This window comes from Streptococcus sp. 596553, from assembly GCF_900411395.1.
Lineage (GTDB): Bacteria > Bacillota > Bacilli > Lactobacillales > Streptococcaceae > Streptococcus > Streptococcus mitis_BA.
In genome coordinates, this window is sequence record NZ_OXCQ01000003.1 from 147,233 (window position 1) to 164,773 (window position 17,541).

General features: G+C 40.7%; 9 protein-coding genes and 6 pseudogenes. 2 read left to right on the plus strand and 13 right to left on the minus strand.

Annotated features, from left to right (window positions below):
- Positions 1-743 precede the first annotated feature (743 nt).
- The 3 genes and pseudogenes from DSY56_RS12750 to DSY56_RS04980 all read right to left on the minus strand — a co-directional run.
- Positions 744-863: pseudogene (locus DSY56_RS12750) on the minus strand (Rpn family recombination-promoting nuclease/putative transposase); the annotation flags it as partial.
- Positions 864-868: 5 nt separating this feature from the next.
- Positions 869-1,306: pseudogene (locus tag DSY56_RS04975) on the minus strand (Rpn family recombination-promoting nuclease/putative transposase); the annotation flags it as partial.
- Positions 1,307-1,309: 3 nt separating this feature from the next.
- Positions 1,310-2,260, minus strand: a complete 951-nt coding sequence (locus DSY56_RS04980) for an Rpn family recombination-promoting nuclease/putative transposase (RefSeq protein WP_112444207.1) — start codon at positions 2,258-2,260, stop codon at positions 1,310-1,312.
- 198 nt (positions 2,261-2,458) lie between these two features.
- On the opposite strand from DSY56_RS04980, the gene DSY56_RS04985 reads away from it, so the two are divergent.
- Positions 2,459-3,436, plus strand: coding sequence for a Gfo/Idh/MocA family protein (locus DSY56_RS04985; protein ID WP_112444209.1), 978 nt, complete (start codon positions 2,459-2,461; stop codon positions 3,434-3,436).
- Positions 3,433-4,515 carry a DEAD/DEAH box helicase gene (locus DSY56_RS04990; RefSeq protein WP_112444210.1) on the plus strand — a complete coding sequence of 361 codons (1,083 nt, stop codon included), beginning with the start codon at positions 3,433-3,435 and terminating at the stop codon, positions 4,513-4,515. The genes DSY56_RS04985 and DSY56_RS04990 overlap by 4 nt, the downstream gene beginning before the upstream one ends.
- 79 nt (positions 4,516-4,594) lie before the next feature.
- Here DSY56_RS04990 and DSY56_RS12305 read toward each other — a convergent pair whose 3' ends face one another.
- The 10 genes and pseudogenes from DSY56_RS12305 to DSY56_RS12660 form a co-directional block, all read right to left on the minus strand.
- Positions 4,595-5,260, minus strand: coding sequence for a hypothetical protein (locus DSY56_RS12305; protein ID WP_234990552.1), 666 nt, complete (start codon positions 5,258-5,260; stop codon positions 4,595-4,597).
- A gap of 96 nt (positions 5,261-5,356) precedes the next feature.
- A complete protein-coding gene (gene tuf, locus DSY56_RS05000; RefSeq protein WP_001040724.1) occupies positions 5,357-6,553 on the minus strand; it encodes an elongation factor Tu in 1,197 nt (398 codons plus the stop codon).
- A gap of 1,073 nt (positions 6,554-7,626) precedes the next feature.
- Entirely contained in the window at positions 7,627-8,496 is an 870-nt protein-coding gene (gene gla, locus DSY56_RS05010) for an aquaglyceroporin Gla (protein WP_112444212.1), read from the minus strand.
- A gap of 330 nt (positions 8,497-8,826) precedes the next feature.
- Positions 8,827-9,000, minus strand: a pseudogene (locus tag DSY56_RS05015) (ATP-binding cassette domain-containing protein); the annotation flags it as partial.
- A 159-nt stretch (positions 9,001-9,159) separates the two neighbouring features.
- A pseudogene (locus tag DSY56_RS05020) lies at positions 9,160-9,600 on the minus strand (Rpn family recombination-promoting nuclease/putative transposase); the annotation flags it as partial.
- A gap of 9 nt (positions 9,601-9,609) precedes the next feature.
- Positions 9,610-10,524 (minus strand): Rpn family recombination-promoting nuclease/putative transposase, encoded by a 915-nt coding sequence (locus DSY56_RS05025; protein WP_112444218.1) that lies wholly within the window; start codon positions 10,522-10,524, stop codon positions 9,610-9,612.
- A 587-nt stretch (positions 10,525-11,111) separates the two neighbouring features.
- Positions 11,112-14,129: a G5 domain-containing protein gene (locus tag DSY56_RS05035; protein WP_112444223.1), complete on the minus strand. Its 3,018-nt coding sequence runs from the start codon at positions 14,127-14,129 to the stop codon at positions 11,112-11,114.
- A gap of 102 nt (positions 14,130-14,231) precedes the next feature.
- Complete coding sequence (locus DSY56_RS12720) at positions 14,232-14,891, minus strand: MucBP domain-containing protein (RefSeq protein WP_373455503.1); 660 nt, start codon at positions 14,889-14,891, stop codon at positions 14,232-14,234.
- Positions 14,889-15,944 (minus strand): annotated as a pseudogene (locus DSY56_RS12320) (MucBP domain-containing protein); the annotation flags it as partial. The pseudogene DSY56_RS12320 and the gene DSY56_RS12720, both read right to left, overlap by 3 nt.
- An 88-nt stretch (positions 15,945-16,032) precedes the next feature.
- Positions 16,033-16,292, minus strand: a pseudogene (locus tag DSY56_RS12660) (hypothetical protein).
- Positions 16,293-17,541 lie beyond the last annotated feature (1,249 nt).

Below are 17,541 nucleotides of genomic sequence, written 5' to 3' on the forward strand. Positions count from 1 at the left end.
GGTTAGCTGGTTAGAAATTGAATTGTTCAGCTTTTATTTCATCTCACTATCCCCTGTTCCTAGAGCCACCATCTCCCTATTCCTTTCTTTGACGATTCTCATCTCCAAAATCACTCCTATCCCTAGAGCGCTTTCAGCCCTTACCTCATGATAATCAAGCTTGGAAATATAATAGATTGAAATAAAATATGAACAAATTAATAAGGGGATTTTAAAGTATTTTCTAACAATGCTTTAGAAACTATGATGTGCTATTCTAAATTCAACTCACTATAAAAAGCAACTAAAACAAAATGAAACAAGAATCAAACAAATTGGTCTTGGAATTTAAATCAATTTATAACAATATTTTAAAAGACCCTTGTACTATCCTAGATTCAGCTCATTATATTTGTTCTAAATCCATTGATTATCATTCTACTCTTATCCTCAATCTAAGATTAGTATTTTGAGCTATCCTACATAAGTCTCCTGGCTTGCTTTTTGATTTTTGTTTATAGGATATTGAATTTGGAATAGTTCACTAGTACTTCTAAAACATTGATAGAAATTACTTTGACTTTCCTGACTGATTTGTTCAGTTCTTATTTCATTCATATATGCTATGCATTAACCGATAGCGGATACCTACGGAGAACTTGCCACTCAGATGTAGGACCTGCCCATCATACAAAAAAACAGACTTCATCCCACAAAGAGATAAAATCTGTTACTATTTTCTACACGATATTTCCTAATTTTTAATCCAGCAGTTGGTCTGCCTGACTGATGGCTCGCTCGGGGTACTGGGTAAAGGGCTTGTTCCCAAAAAACTCCAACCAGGGCTTGCAAACCTCGTCTTTGCTGGTTTCTCTGTATTTTTTAGGTCTTATTTGTAATGTTTTTTCAATAGCGCCTCAAACTCAGATACTGACATACCCAACTGCTGGCTGGCTACCTCAGAAGCCAGAAGACCTTGGCGAACCATATCTAGGAAGGCAAAAAGTTTTCCACGCTCTAGACCTTGTTCAATCCCTTCAGCTCGTCCACGTTCAATCCCCTCTGCACGACCGCGTTCAAGACCACGCTCTAACCCTTTTTCTTCAGCTTGTTCCAAGGCATAGTCCTGTGCTAACAAGGCCTGTTCTTCACGCATACGTAGTTGACTAAACATTTTCCTGTCCTCCTCGGACCAGCTCTTATAGTCTAGCAGTTGGTCTGCTTGGCTGATGGCTCGCTCGGGGCGCTGGGTAAAGGGTTTATTCCCAAAAAACTCCAACCACGGCTTGCGAACCTCGTCTTTGCTGGTTTCTCTGTATTTTTTTAGGTTTTATTTATGGTGGTCCTTCAATAGCGCCTCAAACTCAGATACTGACATACCCAACTGCTGACTAGCAACCTCGGAAGTCAGAAGTCCTTGGCGAACCATATCTAGGAAGGCAAAGAGTTTTCCACGTTCAAGTCCACGCTCCAGTCCCTGTTCAATACCCTCTGCACGACCGCGTTCAAGTCCACGCTCTAAACCTTTTTCTTCAGCTTGTTCCAAGGCATAGTCCTGTGCTAATAATGCTTGTTCTTCACGCATACGTAGTTGACTAAACATCTTCCTATCCTCCTCGGACCAGCTCTTGTAGTCTAGCAGTTGATCTGCTTGGCTGATAGCTCGCTCGGGTTGCTGGGTAAAGGGTTTGTTCCCAAAAAACTCCAACCACGGCTTGCGAACCTCGTCTTTGCTGGTTTCTCTGTATTTTTTTAATTCCAAGAAAGCCATCTTAACCAGATGGTTTTCCTGACCGTTATTTGTGATGGTTAAGACCTCACCTGTCGTGTCCTCTCGCATGCTGAAACTGTGGAAAGCCAAGTCATCTGAGAAGTAGTTGCTGTCCACAATTGCAATGGCATAAACGGGTGCGATGTGTTTATAACTCTGGTGAGTATCACCTTCTCGTTGGCGAATTTTTTCAAGATTTTGATTGACCTGACTGCATAGGTAAGCCCACAGGCGATTGATGAAAAAATTCTGATGATGGACTTGAATCTCAATGATAACTTGGGTTCCATTATCTAACTCCGCTAAAACATCTATACTGGTATAGAAATCCTGCGCTGAGTACGGCATGGAAGGTAAGACGTGAATATTGCTCCCCTCCAAAATGGTCACATTTTTGGCTGGCAAGTCCAGCATATCGCGAATAAATTGACAAGTGATTTCTGGGTTGCTGAAAATTTTCTTAGCAACCAAATCATTAGTTGGGCTGATTCCCGGATGTCTTAGAATCATCCTTTTCCTCCTTCTATTATAGCACATTTTTTAATCTAGGTTTGCTAGATTCTCTGCTTCTATCTATTTATTCGTAAAAGAAAGCTTTTCTTCAGAAGAAAGCGAATCGCTTATTTGAAATTTTTTACCCTCTGTTGGATAGTCCCGTCTATCTATGTTATAATGAAAGAAGGATTTAAAATCGGAAAAGGAGTATCTATGCTTAAATTAGGTGTCATCGGAACAGGTGCTATCAGCCATCACTTCATAGAAGCAGCCCATGCTAGTGGAAAATACCAGCTGGTCGCAGTCTATTCTAGGAAACTTGAAACTGCCGCAACCTTTGCTTCTCACTATGAGAATATCCAACTATTCGATCAATTAGAGGACTTCTTCAAGAGCTCTTTTGATGTAGTCTATATTGCCAGTCCAAACTCCTTGCATTTTGCTCAGGCAAAAGCTGCCTTGTCTGCAGGTAAACATGTCATTCTTGAAAAGCCAGCTGTCACTCAGCCACAAGAATGGCTGAATTTGCTTCAAACAGCTGAGAAAAATCACTGTTTGATATTCGAAGCAGCTCGCAATTACCATGAAAAAGCTTTCACTATCATCAAAAACTTTTTAGCAGACAAACAGATTTTGGGAGCAGATCTCAACTATGCCAAGTATTCTTCCAAAATGCCTGACTTGTTGGCTGGACAGACACCAAATGTCTTTTCAGACCGTTTTGCCGGTGGAGCTCTCATGGATTTGGGGATTTATCCTCTCTACGCTGCCGTTCGCCTCTTTGGAAAGGTTCAGGACGCAACCTATCAGGCTCAACAGCTTGACAATAGTATTGACCTAAATGGAGATGGAATCCTATTCTACCCTGACTATCAAGTTCATATTAAGGCTGGGAAAAACATTACTTCCAATCTTCCTTGCGAGATTTATACGACAGATGGAACCTTGACCCTCAACACGATTGAGCATGTTCGCTCGGCTATTTTTACCGACCATCAAGGCAATCAAGTCCAACTCCCTATCCAACAGGCTCCTCATACAATGACTGAGGAAATCGCTACATTTGCACAGATGATTCAGCAACCAGACCTGAATCTCTACCAAACTTGGCTGGATGATGCAGGCTCTGTTCATGAGCTACTATATACCATGCGCCAGACTGCTGGCATTAGATTTGAGGCAGAAAAATGAAAAGCAAACTACCGACTGAATGGCAAGAACTAAGTGACCAACTCGGTTTCCAGGAATTCACCCCCATTCAAACTCAACTATTTGATCCTATTCTTGCTGGAGAAAACCTCCTAGGAGTGAGCCCAACCGGAACTGGTAAGACCCTAGCTTACCTCCTACCAAGTCTTCTCAGACTACAAAAGAAAAAAGCCCAACAACTCTTGATTCTAGCACCAAATACCGAGCTTGCTGGACAGATTTTTGACGTATGTAAAACGTGGTCAGAAGCCATCGGCTTGACAGCCCAACTCTTCCTATCAGGTTCAAGCCAGAAACGCCAGATTGAACGCCTAAAAAAAGGACCAGAAATTCTGATTGGAACTCCTGGCCGTATCTTTGAACTCATTAAATTGAAAAAAATCAAGATGATGAATGTGGAAACCATCATCCTGGATGAATTCGACCAATTGCTTGATGATTCTCAGATACACTTTGTTGAGAAAATCACTCACTACGCACCTCGTGATCACCAACTGGTCTACATGAGTGCCACAACCAAGTTTGACCAAGAAAAGATTGCGCCAAACACACGTACCATTGATCTCTCTGACCAAAAACTAGACAACATCCAACATTTCTACATGCAGGTAGACCAACGTCACCGAGTGGATATGCTACGAAAACTGGTTCATGTGGAGGATTTCCGCGGTCTGGTCTTCTTTAACAGCCTATCAGACCTTGGAAGCGCAGAAGAAAAATTACAGTATCGTGATATATTGGCTGTTTCTCTTGCTAGTGATGTTAATGTTAAATTTAGAAAAGTCATCTTAGAAAAGTTTAAAGATAAGACACTAACCCTGCTTCTTGCAACAGACCTTCTGGCACGTGGAATTGATATCGATAGCCTAGAATGTGTCGTAAACTTTGATATTCCCAGAGATAGCGAAACCTACACCCACCGTGCTGGCCGTACTGGCCGTATGGGCAAGGAAGGTTATGTTATCACTCTCGTCACTCATCCAGAAGAACTTAAAAAACTCAAGAAATTTGCGAGCGTACGTGAAATTGTCTTGAAAAATCAAGAACTCTATATTAAATAAAGCCCCCATTACTCTATACACATCCAGTGTATGGAGCTTTTTTATAAGCAATTCAATTTTATACTCTTCGAAAATCTCTTCAAACCACGTCAGCTTCGCCTTGCCATATGTATATGATACCGACTTCGTCAGTTCTATCTACAACCTCAAAACAGTGTTTTGAGCTGACTTCGTCAGTCTTATCTACAACCTCAAAAGCATGTTTTGAGCTGACTTCGTCAGTTCTATCTGCAACCTCAAAACAGTATTTTGAGCTGACTTCGTCAGTTCTATTTGCAACCTCAAAACAGTATTTTGAGCTGACTTCGTCAGTCTTATCTACAACCTCAAAAACATGTTTTAAGTTGACTTCGTCAGTCTTATCTGCAACCTCAAGACCATGTTTTGAGCTGACTTCGTCAGTCTTATCTGCAACCTCAATACAGTGTTTTGAGCTAACTTCGTCAGTCTTATCTGCAACCTCAAAAACATGTTTTGAGCTGACTTCGTCAGTTCTATCTACAACCTCAAAACGGTGTTTTGAGCTGACTTCGTCAGTCTTATCTACAACCTCAAAACGGTGTTTTGAGCTGACTTCGTCAGTCTTATCTACAACCTCAAAACGGTGTTTTGAGCTGACCTCGTCAGTTTCATCTACAACCTCAAGACCATATTTTGAGCTGACTTCGTCAGTCTTATCTGCAACCTCAAGACAGTGTTTTGAGCAGCCTGCAGCTAGCTTCCTAGTTTGCTCTTTGATTTTCATTGAGTATTAGTTCAATATCTGAAAAAAAGAACCTTGCAAAGCAAGATTCTTTTAGTGTCTGACTTAAATAATTGTTCTTCTGGGAACTAAATCGAATTAAGCTTCGATTTCTGTAACCATACCTGAACCAACAGTACGTCCACCCTCACGGATAGAGAATGTAGTACCTTGTTCTACGGCGATTGGGTGGATCAACTCAACGTCGATTGTCACGTTATCACCAGGCATTACCATTTCAGTACCTGCTGGAAGTTCGATTGAACCTGTAACGTCAGTAGTACGGAAGTAGAATTGTGGACGGTAGTTATTGAAGAATGGAGTGTGACGTCCACCTTCTTCTTTAGTAAGGATGTAGACTTCACCTTTGAATTTAGTGTGTGGGTTGATTGAACCTGGTTTAGCGATAACTTGTCCACGTTCGATTTCATCACGTTGAACACCACGAAGAAGGACACCTACGTTATCTCCGGCAAGACCTTCGTCAAGTTGTTTACGGAACATTTCAACACCAGTAACAACTGCTTTTTGAGTTTCTTCTTTGATACCAACGATTTCGATTTCGTCGTTGACTTTAACGATACCACGGTCGATACGTCCTGAAGCAACTGTACCACGTCCAGTGATTGAGAATACGTCTTCGACTGGAAGAAGCAATGGTTTGTCAGTGTCACGTTCTGGTTCTGGGATGTACTCATCAACTGTGTTCATCAATTCCATAACGATGTCTTCGTATTTAGAGTCACCTTCAAGGGCTTTAAGAGCTGAACCTTGGATAACTGGAAGATCGTCACCTGGGAAGTCGTATTCTGACAATAGGTCACGGATTTCCATTTCAACCAATTCAAGCAATTCTTCGTCGTCAACCAAGTCAACTTTGTTCATGAAGACGATAAGGTGTTTAACACCAACTTGACGTGAAAGAAGGATGTGTTCACGAGTTTGTGGCATTGGTCCGTCAGTTGAAGCTACTACAAGGATAGCTCCGTCCATTTGAGCGGCACCAGTGATCATGTTTTTAACGTAGTCCGCGTGTCCTGGAGCGTCGATGTGAGCGTAGTGACGTTTTTCAGTTTCGTACTCAACGTGCGCAGTGTTGATAGTGATACCGCGTTCGCGTTCTTCTGGAGCAGCATCGATAGACGCATAGTCTTTAGGTTGGTTAACTGATGAAGGCAAGCGACGTGCCAAAACAGTTGTGATAGCTGCAGTTAGGGTAGTTTTACCGTGGTCAACGTGTCCGATAGTACCAATGTTAACGTGTGGTTTACTACGATCGTATTTTTCTTTTGCCATTTGAGTAAAAGCCTCCAATAAAATATATTTTATAGATAGACAGTAGGCAATACAGTCTAACTTTCCTTACTATTTTATCAAATTTCAGCTAAATTGCAAGTGTTTTACAACGTTTTTGTGAATTATTCTTGGTAAAAATTTAACTAACTATATAGAAAGTACTAAATAGACTTATCCTTCGAGGAGTTTTCAGCATTATTCATCCACTCACTTGCTGAAAATGCAAACAGTCTCTGGTTTATACTACAAAAGCAAACTAGGAAGCTAGGTATAAGTTATTCACAACATCAGTTTAATACTCTTCGAACATCTCTTCAAACCACGTCAGCGTCGCCTTACCGTAGGTATAGTTGAGACTGGTCAAAAAGTCTTTGCAATCAGAAAAACATATAGTATCAGGTCTTGAGAAATCTTGGTACTATGCGTTTTATGGGAAGATTTACTTCATTTTCTCCTAAAGTCGAGTTTTTGCCAAACCTCTTCATCTACAACCTCAAAACATTATTTTGAGCTGACTTCGTCAGTTCTATCTACAACCTCAAAGCAGTGCTTTGAGCAACCTGCGGCTAGCTTCCTAGTTTACTCTTTGATTTTCATTGAGTATAAGATTGCAGATAAAACGATAAGGACGTCGGTCGAAGAATAGCCCCCCCTAATCGCTTATTTTATGGCAAAATGAAATAAAAACTGAACATCTTGTTAAGGAAGGCAAATCAATTCCTCACAATGTTTGAGAAAGAAGGGCTGACTATTCCAACTTCAACCAACTATAAAGCAGACTTACAAGATAGGGAACCCATCTCCGATAATATATAGTAGAATGAAAACTGCACAATTTGATTGGGGAATTCAAACCAATTTCTCACAATGTTTTAGAAACAAGGATCTATTATTTCAACTGCAAGCTACTATAGCCCATTAAAGCTGAATAGCCCACTGAGACTTCTAAACCACTGCTGGAGAGAAGTTTGTTTAGACTTTCTTTCATTTCCTAGAAAATCAAAAAGAGAGAACCAATCTGATCCTCTCTTACTTATAGATGGTGCTCACTCAAATGTTAAAGGAGCTATTTCTTAGAGATAAAGGAATTTGAATACAGCTACTGCCGCAATTGCTGCTGCAATAGGTGCTACTACTGGTACCCAAGAATACCACCATTTTGAATCGCCTTTATGCTCACCAAGAACTGATTTTGGAAGGAAAGCATGAAGGAGACGTGGTCCCAAGTCACGGGCTGGGTTCAAGGCAGGTCCTGTAGGTCCACCAAGTGATGTTACCAAGGCCATAACGAGGAATCCAAGTGCCAAGTGAGCTACAGAAAGTCCTGAAGCAGTGTGTGGAGCCACCTGTGCTTTAATAGCCAAGTCAGAAAAATCAACTGTTTGTCCTGCTTGTGTTGCCATTTGTTTCATGTATTGAAGCACTTCAGCACCAAAGAAGTTTTTAGTCAAACCAAGAGCTGCAAAGAACAAAACAAATGAACCAACAAACTCGTTTACAAAACCATTAACAGTTGCTGCATAGCGACTTTCTTTTGTACCATGGTCAATACTTGAAATAGTTGAGAAAGTTCCCAAGATGTTATTTGAGTTTTCAGTTTTCAAGTAGAATGGGCGGTGTGTTGCCACAACCAAGGCTTGACCAAAGATAGCCCCCAAGACTTGCGCGATAATGTAAGGTACCACTTGTGCCCAAGGGAAAAGACCGCTAACTGCAAGTCCTAGAGTGAAAGCAGGGTTGATGTGGTTCCCAGATACGTTACCAAACATCAAGGCTGGGATCATAACCCCCATACCATAACCAACAGCGATGACGATCCAGCCACTTTGGTGACCTTTCGTACCTTTAAGTTCAACGTTGGCAACTGCACCATTCCCAAGAATGATCAAAATGGCAGTTCCCAAAAATTCAGTGGCATACTTTAGTGCCCATGTGAAATCCATTTGCTAGATTCTCCTTAAAATTTTTTAGACATTCCTTATTTTATCAATTTTTACCCTATTTAGCAACTAGTTTCTGGAAAGATTTTTTAAAAATAATACTCTTCGAAAATCTCTTCAAACCACGTCAACGTCGCCTTGCTGTAGATATATGATACTGACTTCGTCAGTCTTATCTGCAACCTCAAAACGGTGTTTTGAGCTGACTTCGTCAGTCTTATCTGCAACCTCAAAACGGTGTTTTGAGCTGACTTCGTCAGTCTTATCTACAACCTCAAAACGGCTATCTTGGGCTAGGTAAGACAGAGAAATATCTTTTTTCTTATTGATTTATCCGCTAGTTGGCTCCTCTTCTCCAACTAAAATCTTCAAAAGAGTAGACTTACCTGCACCATTTTTCCCAACAAGGGCAATCAGATCTCGTTCATCAACCTGTAGGTTGATATTATCAAAAAGAACCTCTCCTGCAAAAGAACGTTCAATTTTATTAGCTTGTAAAATAATCATACAAGTAGTATAGCATGTTTCCCTAAGGCATTCAAGACAATCGTCTTAACCCAAATATCCTAGAAAAACCGGCTCTGCTTATTCTTGGTATTAAAAAGTATTTGGATTATAAACTCTACTTATTTTTTGCAAGATAGCTAGCTAAACATTTTCGCTCGTTTACAAGAGTGACTCAAACTCAGCGACAGTCATTCCTAACTGCTGGCTGGCAAATTCAGAAGTTAAAACATGTTGACGAATCATGTCTAAGAAGGCAAAAAGTTTTCCACGTTCTAAACCCTGTTCAAGACCCTCAGATCGTCCTCGTTCAATACCTTCTGCTCGTCCTTGTTCAAGACCACGTTCTAAACCTTGTTCTAAACCTTGTTCAACCCCCTCAGCCCTAGCGGTTTCCAAAGCATAGTCCTGTGCTAACAAGGCTTGTTCTTCGCGCATACGTAGTTGACTAAACATTTTTCTGTCCTCCTCGGACCAGCTCTTGTAGTCCAGCAGTTGGTCTGCTTGGCTGATGGCTCGCTCGGGTTGTTGAGTAAAGGGCTTGTTCCCAAAAAACTCCAACCACGGCTTGCGAACGCTATCTTTGCTGGTTTCTCTGTATTTTTATTATTCTTATTTACAATGGTCTTTCAATAGCTCCTCAAACTCAGCAACTGTCATTCCTAACTGCTGGCTGGCAACCTCAGATGTCAGAAGACCTTGGCGAACGAGATTTAGTAGCATAGACAAACTACCTTCAACTTTTCCACGCTCCAGTCCTTGTTCAACCCCCTCAGCCCTAGCGGTTTCCAAGGCATAGTCCTGCGCTAACAAGGCTTGTTCTTCGCGCATACGTAGTTGACTAAACATTTTTCTGTCCTCCTCGGACCAGCTCTTGTAGTCCAGCAGTTGGTCTGCTTGGCTGATGGCTCGCTCGGGTTCTTGAGTAAAGGGCTTGTTACCGAAAAACTCCAACCATGGCTTACGAACCTCGTCTTTGCTGGTTTCTCTGTATTTCTTTAATTCCAAGAATGCCATCTTGACTAGATGGTTTTCTTGACCGTTATTGGTAATGGTTAAAACCTCACCTGTCGTATCCTCGCGCATGCTGAAACTGTGGAAAGCCAAGTCATCTGAGAAGTAGTTGCTATCCACAATAGCTATTGCGTAAACTGGTGCGATATGCTTGTAACTCTGGTGAGTATTGCCCTCTTGCTGGCGAATTTTTTCTAGGTTTTGATTGACCTGACTGCACAAGTAAGCCCACAGGCGATTGATGAAAAAATTCTGATGATGTACCTGAATCTCAATGATTACTTGTGTTCCATTATCCAACTCCGCCAAGACGTCTATACTGGTATAGAAATCCTGTGCCGAGTACGGTGTAGTGGGCAAGACGTGAATGTTGCTTCCCTCCAAAATGGTCACATTTTTTGCTGGCAAGTCCAACATATCGCGAATAAATTGACAAGTGATTTCTGGATTGCTAAAGATTTTCTTAGCAACCAAATCGTTAGTTGGGCTAATGCCCGGATGACGTACAGTCATATTTGCTCTCCTTTCATTATAGCACATTTTTTAATCTAATTTACTAGATTTGATGCTTCTATCTATTTATTCGGAAAAAGAGTAGAAAAAACAAAAGAAATTCAAACTTTATAGCAAAAGGAAATAAACTCTGAACAAATAGGATAGTAAAGTCGAATCAATTTCTAGCAATGTTTTATAAGTTATAATGTTCTGTTCTGAATTTAAGATAACATATAATTTAAAGAGACTGGACCAAAACTCAACTTCCGGAGAAAATAAAGTAAATCTTCCCACAATAAAACGCATAGTCTCAAGTTTTGAACACCTGATACTATGCGTTTTTCTGATTTGAGAGGCTTTTTCTCAGCCTCTTCTTAATCTTATACTCAATGAAAATCAAAGAGGAAACTAGCCGCAGGTTGCTCAAAGTACTGCTTTGAGGTTGTAGATAAGACTGACGAAGTCAGTCACATATATACGGCAAGGCGACGTTGACGCGGTTTGAAGAGATTTTCGAAGAGTATTAGCTTTTCTCCACCCCACTACAGTTGACAATGAGCCAAAAAAAGAAGATGACGAATCATCTTCTTAAAAACTATGAGTTTTTAGTCTTCTTTTTTCTTGAAGAATCCTAGTCCTAGACCAGCTAACAAGGTCATGATACCAGCGCTAGCCAAGCTAGCATTAGCTTCTGTACCTGTGTTTGGCAACTCTGCTTTATCAGATGTTTTGGTAGATGTTGCACTATCTACTGTCTTTTCTGATGTAGCTGTAGCCACTGCTTCACCTCTTTGTTCTGAAACTTTAGATGGTGCTGGGCTTGCAGCTTGTTCTGGATTTGGAGTTTGGTCTTTTGGAGCAGGAGTTTGAGCTTGCTTGGTTCTAAACACATGAACTGTCAAGTTATCTCCCTCACGGTGACTCTCAACAAATTCATAGCCTGGAACTTCACCTGCTTCTTGCTTATCAACTGATGGAACCTTCAAGTCTTTTCCGTTTTCATCGCGCCATACTGTACGAACCGCTGGAGTTTCAGCTTTGTTTGGTTTTTCTGGCGTTGAAGTTGATGGCGAACTTGATGGAGTCCTTGGATGACTAGTTGAGCTTTCTGGTGAACTTGGAGTTCCATTCGCTACTTTCTCAAATGTATGCGTTAAAACACCTTCTTCTAAGCGACTAGATAACCACTTGTAGCCTGCAATTTCGCCAGCCTGTACTTTTTGGCCTTCTACTCTTTCCTTAATCTCCTTACCTGCTGTATCTACCCATAGCGTTACTGGATGCTCTGGGTTTGCTTCTTCGATTGATAAAGCAGCGTATACAAACGGAGTATAACCACTCGTTTTATGCTTGGCTTGAGCTTGGACTTTTTCTTTATTGACAACTGACTCTCGTGGAATGGTTACAGTACCTGTTTTCTTGTCTAATGTAACATTTTCAGGTTGTTTGTCTAAAGTCCATTCGCCACTAGGTTGCTTGGTAAGAGTGAGAACTTCCTCACCAGAACCATCACTCTTAGGATAGGTGATTTTGACCGTGTCCGCATCTTTTTTAGGTGCTTTGACTTCGATGCTTGCTTTATTCGCTTCTTCCACAATAGCGATAGTCGGCGGAGCTACCTTAAGATTTGGTTGGTCTTCAGGATCAGATGGCTGTCCTGGTTGAGCTGGTGCTTCCTCAGGAGCGGTTGGTTGTTCTGGTTGACTTGGAGTTCCTTCTTTTGGTCCTCTCTTAACCATTCTTTTTACCATTTCTTTGGTAGTTTGAGTTGTAGTCTTTTCAGTAATATCACCTGTTTTTCCATCTACAGTATAAGTAGTCGTTGTTGTTTTTTCACCTGGTTGACCCGGTGTTACTTCTTTTTCTTTTCCTGGTTCAAGAGTTGGGTCATCTTCATACTCTGTGACAACTGGGATTTCTTCTGTTACTACTTTATCCTTCGCTGGGACTTTGACAACAGTTTCCGTTGGTTCTACCACAACTGGATCGCCTACTTTTTCTGTAACCTTACCTGTTTTTGGATCTACTTCATAGGTTGTAGTCGTTGTAGATGTACCTGGTTTCCCTGGGACTTCTTGGTTTGGTTGTCCTTTTTCTTTATCTGGATCCTTCTCATATCTCTTAGGAGATGGGACAGGAGTTACATCTACTTTCGGTTGGGTACCAACTTTAACAACACGTGTCACTGGGTCAGTTATTTCTGTTGTTGGTTCATTTTGTGTTACGACACCTGTGTCAGGATTCATCGTATACGTTGTCTTTTTGACTGTTTTTCCATCAACACCTTTTACAGTCTCAACTTCTTGTCCATTTGGAACTGAGTCATCACGTTCATAACGAGTTGGGAATGGAATAGGTGTCTCTACTTCTTTTGGTTTGGTACCAACGCGAACCACTCTAGGCGTCATAGCCGTCGTTGTCTTTTCTGTGGTCTGAGGATTGCTTAAACTTCCATCCGTCTCAGACACATCATAAACAGTCGTAATTTCCTTTTCTCCCGGAGCACCCTCAACATCTACAACTGTCTTACCACCTTCCAAGGTAGGATCTTCTTTATAAGTAACCGTCATTGGAATTTCTTGTGTAGTGACTTGTTTATTCCCAACTTTAACAACTTTATTAACAGGTTTTTCTGTTTCCACTGTTGTAGATGGATTTGCTGTACGTGCACCTGTCTCTGGATTGACTGTATAGGTAGTTGTCGTTGTAGAAGTACCTTTTTTACCAGGAGTTTTTATTGTTTGATTTCCGGCAACATCTTGATCATTTGGCTCATAAATCGTTTTAAAATCAATCTCATTGGTTGTGACTGTTGGCTTTGTACCAACTTCATAGATGTCATCGTCTTTGTCGGCTGTGTCCCCTTTGTTGACATGAATACGATAATACTTAGATAGTACAACACTACCATCTTCTTTCACAACATTTTCGTCTGCCTCTGGATTAACTTCTATCGGTTTATTAGCCTCTACAATAGTATCCTGACCATCAATCACACCATCAGCGTTATCGGGTTTTCCATCGTTATTACTGTCATATATGTCAGCAATATTCGTTACCCCTGCATCAACACGATGAGGGTATCTTGTATCTACATCACTTACTTTAGGTTCAACAAAGTTTGTACCATCAATTGGGTTACCTGCATTTGCGTTTATCGCATCAGCATCAGCTCTTTTATATTTCTCATCAGTTTGACGATCTTCGTCTTCATCATATAATTTTGTGAATAAATTTTCTAGTTCATTTCCTTCTTCTGAAAAATAATCATCTATTTCACTTTTACTCAGATTATCAGTTTCTTTAGCTTTTAAGATAAAACTTCTACCATCGTGACCTTTATGTTTCAATACAGGTTCAGTACTTTCAATCTTGTCATTTCCTACATATTTTTTCCCTTTGGGAACTCGAACTTCATACCCATCCTCATTAGATGCGAAATCTGCAATATTAGTCTCTCCGGGTCCGGGATCCGATTCATTATTTGAAGCATAAACTGTAACATTTGGTGCCATTATTGCAACACCACCTAGGGTAATGACAGTAGCCACCACACAGGAACCGAAAACTTTTCCGATTTTGCGTAAAGCATATTTTTTATTCTTAGTTGATTGTCTTGACATATTTTCCTCGATTTAATATTTATTTTAGTTTATAGATTGTTGACTCCGAGCCAAAAGCCAGATAACTCATCCAACTTTTGGCAAGAAGCAACGTTTTCTATATTATTCGGATTCATCTTCTTTTTTCTTGAAGAATCCTAGTCCCAAACCTGCTAACAAGGTCAACAATCCTGCCCCAGCTAAGCCAGCATTAGCCTCTGTACCTGTATTTGGCAACTCCTCTCTCTTACCTGTCTCATAAGTCGGAGCTTCTGGATCTGGACTCACTGGAGTTTCAGGTCTTGGAGTATCTGGTTCTGGAGTTGGCTCTGGTATTGGAGTCTCTGGATTTGGTAGTTCTGGGCTTGGAGTAGGAGCACTTGGATGCTCTGGATTTGGTTGTGGGGTTGGTTTATCTGGATTAGGTACATCTGGAGTACCTGGTTCCTGAGGTTTTGGAATTTCCGGTTTTTCTGGAATTGGTTTATTTGGTGTTGAATTGTCCGGAGTTTTCACCAACTCATACACATAGGTGATGACCGCTGGAGTATCACTTACTTTTCCTGTTTCAGCTGCGGAGCCTGCTTTGACCTCTTTCAGCTTGTACACTTTGCCATCGGCTGTTTGGATACGGTCTTTCTTAATCTCTGCAGTGGTCGTATCGTAAGCTGTTCCTGTTGCGACATCTTTGGCAACTTCTTTCGCGGTTTCAATTGTTTCTCCGGCTTCGTTTTCGTAATGAACCGTTACGTTTCCGTTTTGCAGTGCATACACGTAGGTGATGACCGCTGGAGTATCACTTACTTTTCCTGTTTCAGCTGCGGAGCCTGCTTTGACCTCTTTCAGCTTGTACACTTTGCCATCGGCTGTTTGGATACGGTCTTTCTTAATCTCTGCAGTGGTCGTATCGTAAGCTGTTCCTGTTGCGACATCTTTGGCAACTTCTTTCGCGGTTTCAATTGTTTCTCCGGCTTCGTTTTCGTAATGAACCGTTACGTTTCCTGTTGCTGCTGGCGCTTCGCTTTCTTTATAAACTAAGGTCACTGTTCTACCTTCGCTTACAATATTCCCAGTTAAACTTGCAGAAGTTGCATCTGCTTCTTTAAAAGTATAATATTTTCCGTCGGTAGTAGTCATGCTACTGAATTTTTTATCTGTGACATTATAGCTGGTACCAATCAGTTGTTTTTTATTGGTAATGTAGGTTCCGTCACTTTCTTTTTCTCCAATTCCAGTATCATTTTTCAATGATAGCAAACGCCCTTGTTCATCAACATAGCGAACTTTCACATTTCCTGAGATTAGGTCTGCCAATTCTGAGGTTTTTTTCTTTTTCTTGATTTCTTTGGTTATTCTATCTTTCTCTTCTGGTGGAATATTTAGTTTTGGAATGATTTTTTCAACAACGTTTCGTGATGGTTCCACAGTATCTTGGATGACTGAAAAGTCAGCTAGAATTGGGAGATTATACTGAACACGGTGACTTTGAGGGTTTACCCCTACTCTTTCATTATTCTCTGAAAATACTTGTACGGTATAAGAAACAACATTTTTTCCTAATAGAACATCCCCAGTAGAGAAGTAGCCACCTTTTCCTAGATTGCTATCTCCAGGACCCACTGCATCCCTAATCTTATCAGATAGTTGTTTATCAGTCAGTACGTTCGTTCGCACAATCCCTTTATCTACCCCTACATAGTGGGAGAAGTGTTTGAACTCTTCAGAACCAGATCTAGCCCAACCATTATTAAGGGCATTTGCTTTTGTATTTGTATTGTCTCTCTCAAAGGTCCGGGCATCAGCATTATAATCTGTTGCAGTTCCAGTTGCTGCTATATCTGACCCTTGAATACCCACTTCCTTACTACCATTTCTAGCGGCGAGATAGGTGTATTTGTCTGTTTCAACTTCTAGCTGATCGTCGTTAACATGATAGGTAATTTTCTTAGCACCTGGTATAAGAGTCTTCAGTAGTTTATATGCTCTCTCATCATCTTTAGCTTGAGAAGAAGCTGAGTTTAGCCAAGTTGGGGTATTAGGAGTATCTTTATCAGCCTCTTTCAATACATTATTCAACTCATTTGCTAGCTTTGTAGTTGTCCACACTGTGAAAGTTTTCTTCCACTCTGAATCTTTTTTTGCTGAATTTTTTATGTGCATAGAAGCCTTGTCAACATTCAGCACAATATCGCCTTGTTTTTTAGCTTCTTCCGTTGCTTCTGCTTCAAGTTGATCGTGTAGTTTTTTTTGCTCTGAATCATACTTGTTTTTGTTTATACCATTTAATGAACTATTTTTTATTTTCGGATTAAGAATTAGATTAACACGCTTATGAAACTCCTCTTTAAATAACTTCAAAACAGTTTTATGCGCCAGTTCCACATCTAAACCTTTTTTGTACAACTCTTCGTTTTGAACGATTTCAGCTACACGGTGAATGGTTTGATCGTATACCGTCTTCTCTTGACCAGCAGTATCTTTAGTTTTAATGACTACTCGATAGGTTCCTTTAGAACCGTTAATATCTGAGATATAACCTGTTACAAATTCCACACGAACACGGCTTCCGAAGTCAGGAGAAAAGGCAGTAAACTGCTTCTCTATCCCATTATATCCAACGACACCTGGAGAATATTTATTATAGTTATCCTTCGTCAAAAATGGAAGTTTTTTATAATTAGTAGGATTCAAACCCGCACGTTCGTTTTGAGATTTAGGATCATACTGAGAATTATCTGAAACCGTCTCGTCACGATTGGCACGTGTACGTCCTTTAACAAGCATAAGCATGTATTTAAAACGACGGTCTAAGGCTTGTTCGTGCACATAGATGTTGTCTAAAGCATCTCCGCCAAGCATACCACCTTGTTTAATCGTACCATCTTCTCTCTTATACCAACCTGTGAAGTAACCATCTGAATTTTTCTTACCAATAACGAATTTACCTGGTGTGCCATCTTTACCTGCAATCGCTGTCCATCCACCGAAAGAATTAAGTTCTCTTATTTCGCCATCTTGTAATTTATCTCCTGTACCATCTTCACTGACTTTGCCATTTTTAAATCTAAGAGCATCCCCAAGGGTGTTCATATTACGCAAGTAAGAACGTTCATTATTTTGGAAGTCGTCTGGCATATTTTTTACAATATCCCATAATTGTTCGAGAGTCAGATTTTCCTTAGGAGCATCAAATGTTAAGTTGGCATTCTTATCATCCCCACCCTCTTCTCCATCTTTAGGTACATGTACCCCAGGCTGATTGTCTTTTACTGTGTCACCTTTACGATTGGCATCCAGTAAAGCTGGATCAGTATCTGCTTGGTCTGAACCTCCATCATTTCCAGAAGTCGGCTCTGATTCAGTTCCTGTAGCTCCACTCGATGGATTACTTGCATCCCCATCAGGTAATTCTCTTTTAGTCCGACGAGGTTTG